This window comes from Pedobacter yonginensis (genome assembly GCF_003173595.1).
Classification (GTDB): domain Bacteria; phylum Bacteroidota; class Bacteroidia; order Sphingobacteriales; family Sphingobacteriaceae; genus Pedobacter; species Pedobacter yonginense.
The window spans coordinates 708,593-726,838 of sequence record NZ_QGNZ01000001.1; the positions used below are offsets into that span (position 1 = coordinate 708,593).

At 39.7% G+C, this 18,246-nt stretch carries 12 protein-coding genes; 10 read left to right on the forward strand and 2 right to left on the reverse strand.

The features are described from left to right. Window positions 1-147 precede the first annotated feature (147 nt). Complete coding sequence (locus DHW03_RS03080; protein WP_109924262.1) at window positions 148-849, reverse strand: L-ribulose-5-phosphate 4-epimerase; 702 nt, start codon at window positions 847-849, stop codon at window positions 148-150. Next, window positions 846-2,546, reverse strand: coding sequence for a ribulokinase (locus DHW03_RS03085; RefSeq protein ID WP_109924263.1), 1,701 nt, complete (start codon window positions 2,544-2,546; stop codon window positions 846-848). The genes DHW03_RS03080 and DHW03_RS03085 overlap by 4 nt, the downstream gene beginning before the upstream one ends. A gap of 285 nt (window positions 2,547-2,831) precedes the next feature. Here DHW03_RS03085 and DHW03_RS03090 point away from each other — a divergent pair, with 285 nt between their 5' ends. From DHW03_RS03090 to DHW03_RS03135, 10 genes are all read left to right on the forward strand, one after another. Next, entirely contained in the window at window positions 2,832-5,192 is a 2,361-nt protein-coding gene (locus DHW03_RS03090; protein WP_109924264.1) for a hybrid sensor histidine kinase/response regulator, read from the forward strand. A gap of 61 nt (window positions 5,193-5,253) precedes the next feature. Further along, a complete protein-coding gene (locus DHW03_RS03095; RefSeq protein WP_109924265.1) occupies window positions 5,254-5,610 on the forward strand; it encodes a response regulator in 357 nt (118 codons plus the stop codon). Between the two features lie 444 nt (window positions 5,611-6,054). Next, window positions 6,055-8,208, forward strand: a complete 2,154-nt coding sequence (locus DHW03_RS03100) for a GH92 family glycosyl hydrolase (RefSeq protein WP_109924266.1) — start codon at window positions 6,055-6,057, stop codon at window positions 8,206-8,208. Between the two features lie 149 nt (window positions 8,209-8,357). Next, window positions 8,358-9,401, forward strand: coding sequence for an NAD(P)-dependent alcohol dehydrogenase (locus tag DHW03_RS03105; RefSeq protein ID WP_109924267.1), 1,044 nt, complete (start codon window positions 8,358-8,360; stop codon window positions 9,399-9,401). Between the two features lie 268 nt (window positions 9,402-9,669). Continuing rightward, window positions 9,670-10,515 (forward strand): PRC-barrel domain-containing protein, encoded by an 846-nt coding sequence (locus DHW03_RS03110; protein WP_109924268.1) that lies wholly within the window; start codon window positions 9,670-9,672, stop codon window positions 10,513-10,515. Window positions 10,516-10,735: 220 nt separating this feature from the next. Further along, complete coding sequence (locus DHW03_RS03115) at window positions 10,736-11,413, forward strand: response regulator transcription factor (RefSeq protein ID WP_109924269.1); 678 nt, start codon at window positions 10,736-10,738, stop codon at window positions 11,411-11,413. After that, window positions 11,410-12,672, forward strand: a complete 1,263-nt coding sequence (locus DHW03_RS03120) for a PorY family sensor histidine kinase (protein ID WP_240618458.1) — start codon at window positions 11,410-11,412, stop codon at window positions 12,670-12,672. The genes DHW03_RS03115 and DHW03_RS03120 overlap by 4 nt, the downstream gene beginning before the upstream one ends. A gap of 1 nt (window position 12,673) precedes the next feature. Continuing rightward, the gene (locus DHW03_RS03125; protein WP_109924270.1) at window positions 12,674-13,342 is read left to right on the forward strand and encodes a cytochrome b/b6 domain-containing protein; all 669 of its coding nucleotides are present in this window, start codon (window positions 12,674-12,676) and stop codon (window positions 13,340-13,342) included. 39 nt (window positions 13,343-13,381) lie between these two features. Continuing rightward, window positions 13,382-13,768, forward strand: a complete 387-nt coding sequence (locus DHW03_RS03130) for a hypothetical protein (RefSeq protein ID WP_109924271.1) — start codon at window positions 13,382-13,384, stop codon at window positions 13,766-13,768. A 72-nt stretch (window positions 13,769-13,840) separates the two neighbouring features. Then, complete coding sequence (locus tag DHW03_RS03135; protein WP_109924272.1) at window positions 13,841-18,193, forward strand: CusA/CzcA family heavy metal efflux RND transporter; 4,353 nt, start codon at window positions 13,841-13,843, stop codon at window positions 18,191-18,193. Window positions 18,194-18,246 lie beyond the last annotated feature (53 nt).

Here is an 18,246-nt window from a genome sequence, read left to right on the forward strand (position 1 = left end):
CAATCTTTAATGTTTGCAAAACCCTTCGCTAAAAAGATTGCAACCAATGGCGGGACTATCGTAACACAAGCAGTACAGGTTTTGCTTTCCTAATTTTTAAAACAAACATTCAATTCAATTTTTTGGAAAGCAGATTCCATGTAAGGCCTATTTCTGCCCATAATATGCCCCAGTACCGTGTTTTCGTTCGTAATGTTTTTCTATTAACGATGGTTTTAATTTTGGGGCATGTGGGTTAATTTGTTGGGTTAAAACGGCCATTTGTGCTATGCTCTCTAAAACAGCACTGTTGTAAACCGCTTTGTCTGCTGTTTTACCCCAAGTAAAAGGAGCGTGGTTGCCTACTAAAATCATTTCTACTTCTTGATGGCTCAAGCCCAATTGCTTAAAATGGTTGATGATTTGAAAGCCCGTTTCGTATTCGTAATTGCCCTTAATCATATCGTCTTCCATGGGTGCTGCGCAAGGAACATCTACCGTTAAATGGTCTGCATGGGTGGTTCCGAAAATTGGAATGGCCCTTTGTGCTTGCGCCCAAGCGGTAGCGAAAGTAGAATGGGTATGAACAATGCCTTGAATGCCTTCCCAATTTTTATACAACACGGCGTGCGTTTGGGTGTCTGATGATGGGCGCAAATCGCCCTCTACAGTATTGCCATCAAAATCTACGACAACCATTTTTTCTGCGCTCAACTCTTCGTAAGGTACACCGCTGGGTTTAATGGCAAAAACACCCTTTTCCCGATTGGCTGCGCTTACATTGCCAAAAGTGAAAAGCACCAAATTGAGTTTAGGCAGTTGCATGTTGGCCCGGTAAGCCTGCTCTTTTATGTCTTGATAGATGCTCATGATAAATAAGGTTTTACATCTTTCTTATTGTATTTTTCTAAATACCGGCCCAAGCCCAAATACTGCTGGTAGTGCATTCGATACATTTTTTGTTTTTTGATATTGGGTTGGTATTCTTTTTCGAAACCCGTACCCATGGCAGCCATGGCCATTTCTACATTGGGATAAATGCCTGCAACTACTGCCGCAAACATGGCCGCCCCAAGCGCACAGGTGTGTTCGAAACGATGAATTTTGATGGGCATTTCTAAAACATTGGACATCATTTGCATAATGTAAGGTGATTTTTTGGCTACGCCACCAATACCAATAATCCCTTTTACCGGAACGCCCTGATCTTCAAATCGATCGACAATGCTTTTGGCCCCAAAACAGGTTGCTGCTGCTAATGCGCGGAAAAAACGTGGCGCATCTGTGCCCAAGCCTAGGCCCGTAATAGCGCCTTTGAGTTCTTGGTTGGCATCGGGCGTTCTTCTGCCGTTTAACCAGTCTATCGCCAGTTCGGCATAGTCGCCATCGCCCAAAGCTTCGGCTTGTTTGCTCAAATTGGCAATTATTTTAGATTCGAGTTCAGCTTTTAAAGCAATGGCTGTTGTTTCGCTAATCAAATCAGATTCGGTTAATAAATGATTTAATGGCCAACTGATAAGGTTTTTAAACCAGGCATATACATCGCCAAAGGCAGATTGGCCTGCCTCTAAACCCGCCATACCCGGAATTACCGATCCGTTAACCTGTCCGCAGATTCCACTAACCAGTTTACCCTCCATTGCTTGGTTGGGTGCCACCAAAATATCGCAGGTGCTGGTTCCCATTACTTTACTCAGGTAGTAAGGCTCTATCTGACCACCTACGGCCCCCATATGTGCGTCGAAAGCACCAACTCCGATAAGTACATCGGTAGTTAAGCCCAATTTTGCAGCCCATTCGGCACTTAATTTTCCAGCGGCAACATCAGAAGTGTAGGTTTCGGTAAATAATTTTGATCTGAAGCCTGTTAAATTAGGATCGAGGCTAGAGAAGAAATCCTCTGGCGGTAAACCATCAAATTCTTCTGCCCATAGGGCTTTATGTCCGGCAGCACAACGGCTCCTTTTCATTTTTGCGATGTCGGTTTCTCCACACAATAAGAAAGGAATCCAATCGCAATGTTCTACCCAGGAGCTGACTTGGTTTTTAACCGACTGGTCTTCCCTTAAAACATGTAGCAATTTTGCCCAAAACCATTCTGATGAATAAATTCCACCTACATATTTTAAATAATTGGTTTTGAATTTGGTGGCATGCTCGTTAATTTCTGCTGCTTCTTTTACAGAGGTATGGTCTTTCCAAAGTACAAACATGGCATTCGGATTTTCCTCAAAACCAGGTGTTAAAGCCAATGGCCTACCACTTGCATCTACCGCTACGGGACTTGAGCCTGTTGTATCGACAGAAATACCTTTAACCAGATGGGCAATTGATTGGCCACCGGCTTTGGCTATACAATCTTTAATCGTGTGTTCTAAGCCTTCAATATAATCTAATGGATGTTGCCTGAATTGATTTTGAGAAGGAATACAATATAAACCTTTTTGCCATCGCGGATAGAGGAAAACGGATGACGAAATTTCCTGACCATTAGCCGTATCTACCAAAACCGACCGAACAGAATCGGTTCCGTAATCTACCCCAATTACATAGTTTGCTGTGCTCATAATCCTAAATAAATGTCTAATTAACGTTTATTTTTTTGAAATAAGAAATTTTTAAAATTTTTAATCTTGCATAGCGTATAAATACGTTTTAGGAGCCATTGTAACAGCTTTGATATTATTCAAAATGTATTTGTTATTAAAAACTTATTTTCTATAATTGTCCATCATCACCAATTTTACTTGTTCAATGTTTAGTAGTTATGAAGGCCTTATGTCTTCTAATTTGTTGAAAAGGCCTTGCACAGTATGAAGATTGAATTGATGTAGAAGTTTATTGGTGCTTGCTTGAAAAATCTATCCTTATTTATCTTATTTCTTTGCTGTTTTATATCGGCAAAGGCTCAGTTTGTATTTGAGCAAAATCATTTGCCAGATGAAATTTCCATACTCGAATATTCGACTTTGGCAAATGTCGGTTTGCACGATTATTCCATCGAGCAAATAAAAGGCAATCCGTTAAAATTAAAGTTCGTGCCGCTTAAGGGCAGGTTTGGAAACCTTGGCTTTACGCACCATACCTATTGGTTAAAATTCGAGCTCAAAAACAATTTAAAAGTTCCGCTGCTGTATTACACGCAAACCGCAGAGCCGGTAACCAATAATGTTAATTTATACCTTATCGATGCATTAGGTAAAATTGAAGTTCAACAAAGTGGCGATAATCTCGACTTTGCCAAGAGAAGTGTTGATTTTAGAAAAACCTTTTTCAAAATAGAACTTGCGCCAGGTGAAACCAAACAGGCTTACATTGAAATTAAAAATGATGGGGAGAAAAATTCCCTTCCTTTGATATTGATTAGCCAGCAAAGGCTTTTAGAAATTACTTATCATGATCAATTGGTAATGGGTATTTTCTATGGCATCCTGCTCGTTATTGCCATTACCTATTTCTTTTTTTACTTCGCTTTGAAAGAAATTTCCTTTTTGTACTATTCTGTATATGTAATTGTTGTGGGGCTTTGTCAGTTTGCTTTAGATGGCTTTTATCACCAATATATCAATACCAGCAATTCTTGGTTTAGTTTACATGCAGTAATTATTTCAGCCATATTTAGTTGTTATTTCTTCGGCAAATACAGTGAGATGATTTTGGAAATCAAAGTCAATAACCCCTTTATACATAAGTGTTTTAAACCACTATACGTGTTGCTAGGTTGTGTTTTGGTGGCGATTGTGATTTTTCCATCATTTTTAAAATATTCATACCCCATAATCAACTTGCTTACTCTTATAGGCATATTGCTCATTTTTTTCACCATTGCAACCATGATGGTGCGCAAGCAAAAAATAGATCGGTTTTATTTTTACGGCATACTTATACTTTTTCTGTGCATTATTTTGGCCATTTTGAAGAATTTCGGCTTAATTCCTGGTGAAAGTTTCTCTACAGAAAACATTACCAAACCCGGAATTGGATTAGAAATTATTGCGCTGTCGCTTTCAATGGCCAATCGCATTCGCCTCCTGAAAACGGAACAAGAAGGACTGCAAGCCCTAGCGCTTCAGAAATCGGAGGAGATGAACGACATCAAATCTTACTTTCTTTCTAACATGAGTCATGAGCTGAGAACGCCTCTCAACGCGATTTTGGGATTGGCCAGCATGATGGAAAATGAAAGCAACGACCCAAAAGTGCGGGCAAATTGTGAGGTGATCCGCTATGCCTCGCATGGTTTAATCTCGTCGGTTAACGATATACTCGACTTCTCCAAAATAGAAAAGGGGGAATTGGAACTTGAAAACTCTGAATTTAAACCAACTGAGATTTTCGAGAAACTAAGATCGGGCCTAAGCAAACAGATAGAAGATAAAGGCTTAAAATTTGAATACCACAATTCAATAAGTCAACATACGGTTGTAATTGGCGACCCTATGCGCTTGGAGCAATTAATTTATAATATCTTGGGTAATGCCATTAAATTTACATCAAAGGGCTTAGTAAGTTTCGAGGCCAACTCGAAATTCGAAAATGACATGCTTAGGCTTAGTATTTTGATTACTGATACCGGTGTCGGGATTCCGAAACAGAAGCTAGATTCGGTATTTGAACTGTTTAATCAAACCACTTTAGATAACAAACGTAAGTTTGGTGGTTTTGGAATCGGACTGAGTATTGTAAAAGCTTTGGTTGATCTTCACCAAGGCAAAATAGATTTAAGAAGTGTGGTAAATGAGGGTACCACTTGCGAGATCACGCTGGATTATCAGGTCGTTCCCAATCTACCTGATCTTGTTCCCGCTGTAATTGAAGAGAAAACGTTACGTGGCAAGCACATTTTAATTGTTGAAGATAATCCGATGAATCAGATGGTGATTGAAATGATGTTAAGCGATTGGGAAGATACCACGGTAAGCATTGCAAATGATGGTGCCGAATGCCTGGAAATGATGCAAAAACGAACCGTTGATGTGATACTAATGGACTTACAAATGCCTGTGATGGATGGTTACGAAGCCATTAATGCCATACGCACAGGTACAGTGGGTGAAGATTATGCAGAAGTACCCATTATTGTAATTACGGCAGATATTACCAAAAATACTAAAGATCGAATTTTTGATTTAGGCGCAAACGATTACATGAATAAACCCGTTGAGCAAGATATGCTATACAGTAAAATTAAATCGATTTTTGGGGCTTCCTAATGCGCAGGTTTGGAATCTAACATCATTTTGGTAATTTAAGCTTAATAACTCTCCCTATCTAATGAAGAAAATCCTAGTTATTGATGACGACCATGAGGTGCATACCTTAGTGCCCAACATTTTTAAACATCGCAACTATCAAATTAAGGGCACTTTACATATTGGAAATTTGGAAGAAGTCCTTAACGATTTTAAGCCAGATTTAATCATGTTGAATGATTTTTCGGGCGGGATTGAAGGAAGTGTAGTTTGTAACTACCTAAAAAGTAAGGAAGTTTTCGAAAGCATTCCCATCATCATGGTTTCAGCAAGCGATATTGATGATGAAGGACCAGCTTGTACACCAGACGCGCTAATTAAAAAGCCGTTTAATGCGGATGAATTAATCAAACAGGTTGATGATTTTCTTTGCGCTTAATTTTGTGATGCGCTAGTCGAAAATTGTTTTCTCGACTGGAGGACTGTCCATTTGTGAGTAGGGGATGTTCAAGGCATCAGGCTCATTAATACAGATTTGTAAACCACCTCAATCGCCATGGTACGTGTCCCCAACGTTCCGTCGAGTTAAAGAAGCATTCGATTAGTTCTTCAAGACACGAACCAAGGCAAAGGAACCAAGGCAGAGAAATTCGTATCGCTACTTTTGTGCCCTTTTGTGTCTCATGTGGTTCAAAATACAATTTTTTCAACCGCCATGGTACGTGTCCCCACGTACCGTTATTTAAAGAAAAATTGGTTTCGTTCGGGATGAAAAAAGCCAATGGAACAGGAATTTACAATTCACACCGTAAAAAAAACAATACAATCATGATTAATTTTAATTTATACATTTGTGTACACACTAAATCGATTTACAAGAATCATGAGAAACCTAACCAAACTCATTTTTGCTACTGTGCTGATGATGCTGATTAACAGCAAGGCGAGTAAAAGTCAATCCAAAACCACACTTACCAAGTACGTCAACACCTTTATTGGTACAGCGCCATTAACTGATCCTAAAATATTAGGCTATGAATTGCCCAAGGGTTGGAGATCATGGGCAGGATTAACCTTTCCAGGCAGTTCCTTACCAAACGCTATGGTGCAGCTCAGTCCCATTACCGAGTACGGATCTGGAGCGGGGTATGAATACGAAGATGATATGATTTACGGTTTCGCGCATACGAACAAAGGCCACTGGAACCTCTGTAACATCCCCATTTTACCACTTTCTCATCCGAAGGAAAAGTTCGGTTCGAAATTTTCGCATAAAAATGAGCGTTCCGCACCCGGTTTCTATCAGGTTTATTTAGAAGATTACAATGTGAATGTGAGCTTAACCTCAACCCTTAGGTGTGGCTATCACAAATATGAATTTAAAGATAATAACAACAAGCAAATTCTATTTGATTTAGGAAAAGCAAACAGCAGAGTATCAACTTGGAATATCGAACAAGTTGGCAAATCGGCGGTAAAGGGCTTTCAGGGAGGTGAAAATATATATTTCTATGCCACTGTAAATGGAACCATCGAAAAGCTGGACCAGGTAGATCCAACCAAACGTACTGGCTATGCCATCATCCATTTGGCAAATGGAAGCACAGCACCTGTTGAACTGAAAATTGGCCTATCCTTCGTAAGTGTAGAAAACGCAAAACAAAATTTAGAAAAGGAAATAGGCAATAAAACTTTTAACGAGATCAAAAGCGAGGCCACAACCCAGTGGGAATCATTGCTTTCCGCCATTCAGGTTAAAGGGGGCACCGATAAGCAAAAAGTAATGTTGTATTCTAGCCTTTACCGCTCATTCCTGTGGCCAGCTTTGCGTAGCGATGTAAACGGAGAGTTTAGAGATGCCAAGCGCAACGTGGTTAAAGCAGAATTTAATTACTATACTGAACCATCATTGTGGGATACCTATCGCAATAAGGATGTTCTGTTAGGTCTGCTTACCCCGAATGTAACTTTAGATGTGATCAAGTCGATGAAAGATGTAGGCGATAAAACAGGCTTCATTCCGACTTTTTTTCATGGCGATCATGGCGCATCATCAATAGCGGGTGCGTATTTGAGGGGAATTGATGACTTTGACATCAAAGCTACTTACCAAATTCTACTGCGCAATGCAAATGTATCTGGTGGTGCACGGCCTTTTATTTCGGAGTACATTGCTAAAGGCTATATTTCTGATCCTGATGTAAAAAACCCACATGTAGAAACCAAGGCAAAGGCGGGCGTATCCAAAACGTTGGAATATTCCTATGATGATTATTCACTTGCGCAGCTTGCGAAAAAATTGGGTGATACAGCCAATTACAGAATCCTGATGGCCAGATCCAAGAACTATAAAAACATGTTTGATCCCGCCACCCGTTTTATGCGTGGTCGCTTAGAAAATGGCGATTGGATAAAGCCATTTAATCCACAATACCCTTATTATGAGTACATGTATCGCGAAGCCAATGCTTGGCAGGTATCATTTTATGCACCGCATGATATGAAAGGACTAATTGAATTATATGGCGGGCCACAAGGATTTGAATCCAAACTCGATTCCTTGTTTACCCTACCATGGAATCCAAATTATATTGCCAGAAATGTAGAGACCATGATTGGGCAATACTGCCAAGGCAATCAACCCGATCATGAAGCGCCATTTGCGTACACGTTTATCGGTAAGCCAGAGAAATCGCAAGAAATACTCGATTATATTTTAAATAATTTATACGGAATAGGAGATGATGGCTTAGCTTTATCTGGAATGGACGATGCAGGCGAAATGTCTTCTTGGTATGTATTCAGCGCTTTAGGTTTATATCCTTTTTCGGCAACCGATCCCGAATATTTAGTTACCGCACCACTTTTTGATGAAGTGAAGTGGAAAACAAGTTCAGGAAAGTTAATCACGATAACAAAACCAGGCAAGGGCAGAGGCATTACGGAAATTAGGGTAAACGGGAAAACCAATACAGGCTATTTTGTACCAAATGATCTTTTTATAAATGGAGGTAAGATTGAAATTTTGACCAAGTAACCGAGCCCAGCGCGATAACCTTCAAGATTAGATGTATAAGACTTCAAGTAATTAAATTGAATTCTAAAAGTCAAACTTTTAATTGTTTAATATTTGTTTAACAAAACGCGATTATCTTTGTTAAAGAACAATTAACTAAAAATTATATCATGATTGCAACAAAAGGATATGCGGCTCAAAACCCAGGTACAGATTTAGCACCTTGGAATTTTGAACGTCGCGAAGTTGGACCACACGACGTTCAATTCGAAATATTATTCTGTGGCGTTTGCCATTCAGATTTACACCAAATTAAAAACGATTGGTTTCCAGGTATCTTCCCTATGGTACCCGGCCACGAAATTGTTGGTCGTGTAATTAAAGTAGGCGATCACGTTAAGAAATTCAAAGTAGGCGACCTTGCAGGAACAGGCTGTATGGTAGATTCTTGTCAGGTTTGCGAAAACTGTAAGCAAGATTTAGAGCAATACTGCTTAGAAGGCAATACACAAACTTACAACGGTTTAGAGAGAGACGGCAAAACCCCAACTTATGGTGGATATTCAGATTCTATCGTAGTAAGAGAAGAATTTGTATTGCATGTTTCTGATAAATTAAATTTAGCAGCCGTAGCCCCACTACTTTGCGCTGGAATTACAACTTACTCTCCATTAAGACATTGGAAGGTTGGTAAAGGGCATAAACTTGCTGTTTTAGGACTTGGTGGCCTAGGGCACATGGCGGTTAAATTCGGAGTTGCCTTTGGTGCTGAAGTTACGGTTTTAAGTACCTCACCTAAGAAAGAAGAAGACGCTAAAAAATTAGGTGCTCATCATTTTGTTGTAACCACAGATCCTGAGCAAATTAAAGCAGCAACCGGAACATTCGATTTCATCTTGGATACCGTTTCAGCAGAGCACGATTTTAATATGTACCTTTCATTGCTTAGAACCAATGGAACACATATCTGCGTAGGCGTTCCACCAAAACCAGCAGAAATTGCTGCATTTAGCTTATTGGGTGGCAGAAAAAGTTTAGCAGGATCAGGAATTGGCGGTATAGCCGAAACTCAGGAAATGCTTGATTTCTGTGCCGAAAATAATATCGTGTCAGACATTGAAATGATTTATATGAAAGATATTCATACCGCCTACGAACGTATGGAAAAAGGCGATGTACGTTACAGATTTGTAATTGATATGGCAACCTTGTAAAAGCAATTCTGATTGGAAAGGCCAGTAAGTTTCTGATTTACTGGCCTTTTTTATGCAATTTCCAAACATCAATTAAGGTTTGGCAAAGTACCATTCGTTAAAAAAACGATGTTCGTTAAACTGAATTTGATTCATGTTTTTCATGCGGCTCAAATTGTATCAGGGTCATCAACTCCTCTCCAGCTATTCAGTTCAAGAAATAAAAACCATTTGGTTTACCTCGTGTTTGAAATAAGGGCGATACAGTAAGTCCCTTAAATTTGAAATTATGAATAAAGGTAATATTGAGTACATCAACCTAGAAGAGTTATCCAACACAGACTACAAAATTATTGACGGCGAAACAGACATTACAGGTTGGACCATTGTAGATGAAAGTGACGCGACAGTGGGCAAAGTAAGAGATTTATTGTTCGATCCAGAGCAAAATGCCATCCGATACCTTATTGTAGATTTGGATGAAAGTGTGCCGAATGGTGAAGAAAAAGCCATTCTTTTACCAATTGGTATTACCACACTTGATGGAGATAAAAAGCGGGTAGTAATTCCCGCCATGCACAAAGACCAGTTTGCAGCGATGCCACAATATATTATTGGCGAAGTTACCAGAGATACAGAAATGAAAATCAGATCGGCAATTGGAAGCCCCGCGGCACTGCGTATTGAAGAAGAAATTGCAGAAATGGATTCATCAGAATTTTATAACCACCATCATTTCGATAGAGGCCATTTAGGATCAAGAACCCACGAAGCACAATCCATCACAAGCCCTCAGGATGCTTCACTAAACACGCGTGAGGAAGAAGAAAATACCATCCACGAACTTATCGAACGGTCAGGAGAGAGCGTATCACATCAAGCCGAAAATCAACATCATGCAACAGATAACTTTGAAGCATTTGATGTACAAACCGGTGAGGGGATATTCGTGATTGAACCACAAGAAAATGGTACTTATAGAATTTTGAATCAGAGTGAGAAAATTGGTGTGATCTATGCAGAATCTGGCGAAAGGGGAGTTGAATGGAAAACCATGGATCAATTAGACGATCGTTTTGTAGAGGTAATTGGCGAAGGGATCAGATTACATCATCAATCAACTTCCAATTTCTAAATTAACTTGAGGGCTTAGTTTTCTAATATAAGCCAAAGATAATCAAGAAGATATTGATTCCAAAAAAGGGGCATTCAGCAGATGGATGTCCCTTTCTTGTTTTCCAATTACTGCTTTTGGCAAATCCCCCATGTTCAAAAGATACAACAGCGTAATTCAGCATTCTGATTTTACTTAAACTTCAAAATGTCTTCAGTATCTTTAACCATATTTGCCTACCATGAAAATCCTAATCATCGAAGATGAGCTTGTTTTACAACGCAGTATTGCCCAATACCTAACCGGTGAAGGAAATATTTGCAGTATGGCTTCAACTTATGCGCAGGCCCTCGAAAGACTAAATGCTTATCAGTACGATTGCATTTTGTTAGATTTAACACTCCCTGATGGTGAAGGACTCCAGATTTTAAATTACCTCAAAAGGATGAACAGAACAGAAGGGGTAATCATCATCTCAGCCAGAAACTCCATCGATCAAAAAATAGAAGGATTAAGTTTGGGTGCAGATGATTATTTAATTAAACCCTTCCATCTCTCCGAATTAAATGCCAGAATTTTAGCCATTGTACGTCGTAAAAGCGCTCATGGCGAGCGACATATAGAGTTTCATGAAATCAGAATAGATTTAGATGCAAAAGAGGTACTCGTAAACGGTAAACTTGTTTATATGACCAAAAAGGAATTTGATTTGTTACTGTATTTTGTTTCCAACAAAGGCAAAGTAATTTCTAAATCTGCGGCAGTAGAACACATTTGGGGAGACGATTCGGATATGGTAGATAGCTTTGACTTCATTTACACCCACATCAAGAACATCAGAAAAAAACTCACAGATGCAGGGAGCCGCGATTATTTTCAATCCGTTTATGGCATCGGTTATAAATTCACGGAAGCATGAAGCTCTTTAGCAAATACAATAGAATTCTAATCATTGTTAGCCTTTTTGGCTTGCTGGTGATTGGATTCCTTTTTTACCAAATGCTGGCTTATTACCTCGATCAGCAAATTGACCATGATTTGGTTGAAGAAATTATGGAGGTGAAAGAATATTCGGCTGAAGGAAAATTTTACCAACCACATGAATTTGAAGACCTGGTTGTTCAATATAAAAAAATACCAAAAGTTACCCCTTCCAGTAGCTATGCCGATACCCTTTTTTATAACCCGGTAAAGCACCGCAGAGAAACCGCCAGATACCTGAAAACTGAACTGGCTCTGGTAGGACAACCCTACCAAATTTTGGTAATCGCCTCAAAATTTGAAAGACAAGAGCAGATAAAAAACATTTGTCTCATCATCTTAATTCCGGTGATGTTGCTTTTCGCGATCGTTTTGCTCATCAATCGGATTTTACTCAAAAAAATATGGTCGCCCTTTTCTCAACTTCTAAATAACATTACCGCTTTTAACATCAACCATGAGGAACCATACAAATCTGTAGAGATGCCTGTTGAAGAATTTAGGCAACTTAATGAGGTTTTAGTAGAGCTTTCTGGAAAGGTGAAATCAGACTATAACGAGATTAAATTATTTACCGAAAATGCCTCGCACGAAATGATGACCCCTTTGGCGGTAATCAATTCCAAGTTGGATAATATGTTACAGTCTAACGTTTTAGGTAAGGAAGATGGCGAAACTTTGGTAGAATTGTATAAAGCCACCTCACGCTTAACCAAACTTAATCAGTCGCTGTTGCTTTTGGTAAAAATCGATAATAATTTGTTGCAAGATACCGAAGAGGCCAACCTCAAATTACTCATCGAAGAAAAAGCAACCTATTTTCAAGAACTTATCACCGAACGGAACATAACTTTAGAAACCAAGTTAGAGGATGTAAGCATTTCGACCAGTCGCCAACTGTTAGATATTCTCATCAACAATCTTTTCAGCAACGTGATTAGGCATAACTATGATGGCGGAAAAATTGAGATTAGCTTGGATGTAGACAAACTTGTTTTTGCCAATACGGGTCACAATAAGGCACTCGATCCAGAGAAAATTTTCGATCGCTTTTATAAAGATAACACTTCCGAAGGTACAGGACTTGGCCTGTCCATCCTTAAACAGATTTGCAATCGGCAGCATTACCAGCTAAATTATTCTTATGAGCACGATTTGCACACCTTTACCATCCTATTTAATCCTAAATTAATTTGATATGGCCATTATAGCACCGAATAAACAAGATATTGGATCAACAAAACCTGGCAAGCGATACGCGGCATCCACCCGTTTTTGGCATTGGATCAATTTTATCATCATTTCCGGATCATTACTCACCGTACTGATAAACTCAACGCTTTTCGATCGTGCACAACGAAGTTTTGTTAAAGGTGAGTTAATGAATGCTGGCGTTGCGGTAACCGATCAACAGGCAGGTTCGGTAACCCATGGCCTTGAAGATCAGGTGTGGGGCATACACATTTACTTCGGCTACGCATTGGCTGCACTTTTTATTTTTAGGGCACTTGCCGAATTTTTTTTACCTTCGCATCAAAGGCTCATTCCTAAACTTAAAAAAGCTTATCAAGCCTACTTCATCTTAAAAAAGGAGCGCGAGGCAGCAAAGCACGAATTGGTGGTAAAGGGACTTTATGTTGTGTTTTATGTTTTACTATTAATTATGGTGGTTACCGGCTTGCTACTGGCCTTCGAAGACAATACAGGCATCCCTAGAGACATCAACCACAGCATAAAAGAATTCCATGGTTTCTGCATGTATTTCATTTTAGGTTTTATCGTTCTCCACCTTGCAGGCGTATATCTTGCTGAAAGGAAAGACGGTAAAGGAATTGTTTCGGATATGATTAACGGTGGAGAGAATTAAAATTGCACATTAGCTTGAAAATACACTAGATAATTAGCCATGCTCAAAAGAACTGCTGTACTTTTATTATGCTGCTATCTGTTTTCATCTACAGAGATTTCACAGATTTTAAAACTGCCAACCTTAATTGGGCATTATCTGGTGCATAAAGAAAAGCAGCGAGACTTATCCCTCTGGGCATTTCTGGGCATACACTATTTTAGCGGTGAAGTGCATGATAGTGATTATGAGCAGGATATGAAACTGCCATTCAAAACCTGCGCTGCACAAGGGCACGGAGAAAAACCACTTCGCGTAGAAATTGGTCAAAGTCTTATCCCTAGAGATTTGGGTCGCGAATTGCGACAACCTAAATTGGGTTTTTATCTCATTTCTGAAATCGCCTCCACAACAGGCGCCATCTGGCAACCGCCAAAATCCTGTTAAGCACTTATACGCTATCCATCTGATAGGTATGAGAAAAATTTTCATGGTTTTTAACAAAATATTTAAGATGTCATGCTCAACAGGATAATAGAATTTTCGGTGCGTAATAAACTCATTATTGGGTTATTTATTTTCGCACTGATTGGATACGGAATTTACGAAATTAAAAAACTGCCTATAGATGCAGTTCCAGATATTACCAATAACCAAGTACAAGTAATCACCATAGCACCATCGTTTGGTGCAACCGATATAGAAAGGTTGGTTACCTTTCCCATAGAACAAGCCAACAGCAACATACCAGGCATGCTGGAAATCAGAAGTTTCTCACGCTTCGGACTTTCTTTGGTGACCATAGTTTTTAGTGATGATACTGATATTTACTGGGCCAGGCAACAAGTGGCCGAGCGCCTTCAGCAAGTGCAAACACAAATTCCGCAGGGAATTGGTACGCCAGAACTTGGACCAGTATCAACAGGATTAGGCGAAATTTATCAATATGTAGTCCGACCTGATAAGGGCTATGAACATAAATATAAGGAAACAGACCTCAGAACCATCCAAGATTGGATTGTAAGACGACAATTGCTTGGCGTTAAAGGCGTTGCAGAGGTGAGTAGCTTTGGAGGCAAGCTTAAACAATATGAAATTGCCATCAATCCAAATAAACTCGCTTCTTTCGGCATTACCATAAATGATGTTTTCAGTTCCATCGATCGGAACAATCAAAATACAGGGGGTGCTTATATAGAAAAAGGCCCTGCGGTACTCTTCATTCGGACAGAAGGATTGGTTTCAACCGTAGAAGATATTGGCAACATCGCAATCAAAACGCCAAATAATCGTCCACTATTTGTTCGCGATGTGGCAGAAGTTAAATTGGGTTATGCCACCCGATACGGAGCCATGTGCTATAACGATCAGGGGGAAGTTTCTGGGGCGGTGGTGATGATGCTAAAAGGCGCCAATAGCAGCGAGGTAATTAAAAACGTTAAAGAAAGGATTGCACAAATTCAAAAAACCCTACCCAAGGGCGTAATCATCGAGCCTTTTTTGGATAGGACTAAAATGGTAAATAATGCCATTGGTACAGTAGAAAAAAACCTCCTAGAGGGTGCATTAATCGTAGTATTTGTTTTAGTGCTTTTTTTGGGGAATTTCAGAGCAGGACTTATCGTAACATCAATCATCCCTCTAGCGATGCTATTTGCAGTAATCATGATGAATGCATTTGGCGTTAGTGGAAACCTGATGAGCCTAGGCGCACTAGATTTTGGGCTCATTGTAGATGGTGCGGTGATTATTGTAGAAGCTGTAATGCATCAGCTTGCTCATCACAAGAAATTTGCTTCGATCAACAACATTTCTCAAAGCGAAATGGACGGACAGGTAGAGCAATCTGCTGGCAAAATGATGAATAGTGCAGTATTTGGGCAAATTATTATACTCATTGTTTATCTTCCAATTTTTACATTACAGGGTATTGAGGGTAAAATGTTTAAGCCTATGGCCCAAACGGTTGCCTTCGCACTGTTGGGTGCATTTATTCTTTCATTAACCTACATCCCAATGATGAGTGCGCTTTTTTTGAGTAAAAAAATCAAACACCAGCCTAATCTTTCTGATCGGATGATGGCTAAACTCGAAAATGCCTATCATAAAACGCTATCGAAAGTCATAGCTTTCCCGAAAACGGTTTTATTAACCGTATTGTCCTTATTTGTACTTGCCGTAATTACGCTAACCTTCCTTGGCGGCGAATTTATCCCTGCATTGGAAGAAGGAGATTTTGCAGTAGATACCAGAGTGCTTACAGGCAGCAGCATTTCAACCACTGTAGAAAGTACACAAAAAGCCGCCCATATTTTAAAAACTCAATTTCCGGAGGTAGAAAAAGTAGTGACCAAAATTGGAAGTGGCGAAGTACCTACAGACCCTATGCCGATGGAAGCCAGCGATATGATGGTGATTTTGAAGGATAAAAAAGAATGGACTTCAGCCAAAACATTTAACGAACTTTCTGAAAAGATGGGCAAAGCATTGGAAGCCGTTCCAGGAATTACAGCAGGCTTTCAGTATCCGGTACAAATGCGTTTTAATGAGTTAATGACTGGTGCAAGGCAAGATGTAGTATGCAAAATATTTGGCGAAAACCTCGATACCCTCGCCATATTTGCCAAACAACTGGGCGCCGTAATTTCTACCGTTGATGGCGCACAAGATCTATTTATTGAACCCGTAACCGGAATGCCACAAGTAGTTATTGCGTACAACCGAGCATTAATTGCTCAATATAATCTGGACATTAGCGATGTGAATAGAATTGTAAATACGGCTTTTGCAGGTCAAAGCGCAGGATTGATATTTGAAGGGGAAAAAAGATTCGAGCTGGTGGTGCGGCTTGATGGAGAACAGCGTAAAAACCTTACCGACATTCAGAACCTACTGATACCAACACCATCAGGGGCACAAATTCCCTTGTCTCAATTGGCTAGTGTCGAAATTAAAAACGGTCCCAACCAAATCCAACGTGAAGATGCCAAGCGGCGAATGGTGGTTGGTTTTAATGTGAGGGGGCGCGACGTGCAAACCATTGTAAATGAGCTACAAGAAAAGGTAAATGCCAAGATTAAATTCCCACCGGGCTATTATGTTACTTACGGCGGGGCATTTGAGAATTTGAACGCAGCAAAGAAAAGATTAATGGTGGCCGTACCCGTTTCATTGGTGCTTATATTTATACTGTTGTTTTTTGCTTTCGGTTCAGTTAAACAAGGTTTGTTGATTTATTCGGCTATTCCGCTTTCTGCCATTGGCGGTATTTTCTTTCTTGCCTTGCGTGGCATGCCATTTAGCATTAGCGCGGGGGTGGGTTTTATTGCCCTTTTTGGCGTAGCCGTATTAAACGGAATTGTTCTTATTGCCGAATTTAACAGACTTAAAAAAGAAGGAATGACCAATTTAAGAGAAATTGTGCTTAAAGGAACGAGCCTAAGATTAAGGCCGGTTATGATGACTGCCTTTGTCGCCTCGCTCGGATTTCTACCCATGGCTTTAAGCAATGGGGCTGGCGCAGAAGTGCAACGCCCTTTGGCTACCGTCGTAATTGGGGGACTTATGGTGGCCACATTTTTAACGCTCTTTGTATTGCCTGTTCTTTATATCTTGTTTGAAAAGGGCATTACATTATCGTTAGGTAAAAAGAAATTCGTTGTAATTGGTTTTATGCTTTTATTTTCAATGCATCAAGTAAACGCTCAACAACCCATCTCACTTTCGGCGGCGATAGATACAGCCATGAAAAACAACCTGTTGATTAAAAATCAGGCGTTATTAGTTAAATACCAGCAGCAATTGATTAAGACCTCTGCCATACTGCCAATGACGAACATTACTGGCGAAGTAGGGCAACTCAACAGTGCCTATACCGATAATCGATTGGGCATTTCTCAATCTTTCAGCTTTCCGTCCGTTTATCGCAAACAAAAAGATTTACTAAGCTTGGAAGCGCAACAGGCAAGTTTAAATGCAACACTAAAAGCCGCCGAGCTTAAAAAAGCAATAGCTGAAGTGTTTGATCATTTTTTATACCTAAAAGAGAAAGAAAAACTGATCCTGAAAAGTGATTCCCTCTACAACCAATTTCTAGAAAAAGCAAAAATCCGTTTCAAAGTTGGCGAAAGCGACATCATGGAAAAAGCAACGGCAGAAACACAAAAAGCCACCGTAGCCTTTCAACTTAGTCAACTTCGTCAGGAAATGGAAACAATATCGCTTCAGTTTCAAGTACTATTAAACAGCACAAGTAGATTATATCCAGAAGGTAAAATAGAAAAAAAGCAATTGCCACAAGCTTTAAATATCATTAATGTAGATGGAAATGAGGCCTTGAAACTCTATGAAAATCAGCAGTTGGTGAGTAAGGCGCTTACCAAAGTTGAACAATCAAAATTGCTTCCAGAACTTACCCTCGGCTATTTCAATACCACGATGAGGGGAACTGGGGCCGATGATCGTTTTTACACAGGAGATAAGCGGTTTCAGGCCGGACAGATCGGCATTGGTATCCCGATTTTTAGTTCAGCACAAAGGGCCAGAGTATCTGCAGCTAAAATTAATGAAGATGTGGTGGTATCTAATTTTCAACAGCAGAAACAACAGCTGGAACTTCAGTTGGAAACTGCTAAACAGCAATACCGTTACGGACTCGAAAATGTGGATCAGTATGAAAAAACGGTGCTTAAAAACGCAGATTTGATTATCGGTACGGCGAACAAGCAATTTTTTAACGGAGCCATTAATTACTTAGAATGGGGAATGCTTGTTGGTCAGGCGATTACCATCAGAAGCAATTACCTCGATTTAATTAAGAGCTTAAATCAGTCGGTAATACAATTAAATTATTTAACCGCAGGTAAACAATGATATTCAAGCGGTTTAAAGAGATTACCTACACACAAAGGATGATTTCCTTATTT

Excerpts from the sequence above, each read along its gene's own strand:
- DHW03_RS03080 (WP_109924262.1), bottom strand. The coding sequence starts at position 849 with ATGAGCATCTATCAAGACATAAAAGAGCAGGCTTACCGGGCCAACATG.
- DHW03_RS03085 (WP_109924263.1), bottom strand. The coding sequence starts at position 2,546 with ATGAGCACAGCAAACTATGTAATTGGGGTAGATTACGGAACCGATTCT.
- DHW03_RS03095 (WP_109924265.1), top strand. The coding sequence starts at position 5,254 with ATGAAGAAAATCCTAGTTATTGATGACGACCATGAGGTGCATACCTTA.
- DHW03_RS03100 (WP_109924266.1), top strand. The coding sequence starts at position 6,055 with ATGAGAAACCTAACCAAACTCATTTTTGCTACTGTGCTGATGATGCTG.
- DHW03_RS03105 (WP_109924267.1), top strand. The coding sequence starts at position 8,358 with ATGATTGCAACAAAAGGATATGCGGCTCAAAACCCAGGTACAGATTTA.
- DHW03_RS03110 (WP_109924268.1), top strand. The coding sequence starts at position 9,670 with ATGAATAAAGGTAATATTGAGTACATCAACCTAGAAGAGTTATCCAAC.
- DHW03_RS03115 (WP_109924269.1), top strand. The coding sequence starts at position 10,736 with ATGAAAATCCTAATCATCGAAGATGAGCTTGTTTTACAACGCAGTATT.
- DHW03_RS03120 (WP_240618458.1), top strand. The coding sequence starts at position 11,410 with ATGAAGCTCTTTAGCAAATACAATAGAATTCTAATCATTGTTAGCCTT.
- DHW03_RS03125 (WP_109924270.1), top strand. The coding sequence starts at position 12,674 with ATGGCCATTATAGCACCGAATAAACAAGATATTGGATCAACAAAACCT.
- DHW03_RS03130 (WP_109924271.1), top strand. The coding sequence starts at position 13,382 with ATGCTCAAAAGAACTGCTGTACTTTTATTATGCTGCTATCTGTTTTCA.
- DHW03_RS03135 (WP_109924272.1), top strand. The coding sequence starts at position 13,841 with ATGCTCAACAGGATAATAGAATTTTCGGTGCGTAATAAACTCATTATT.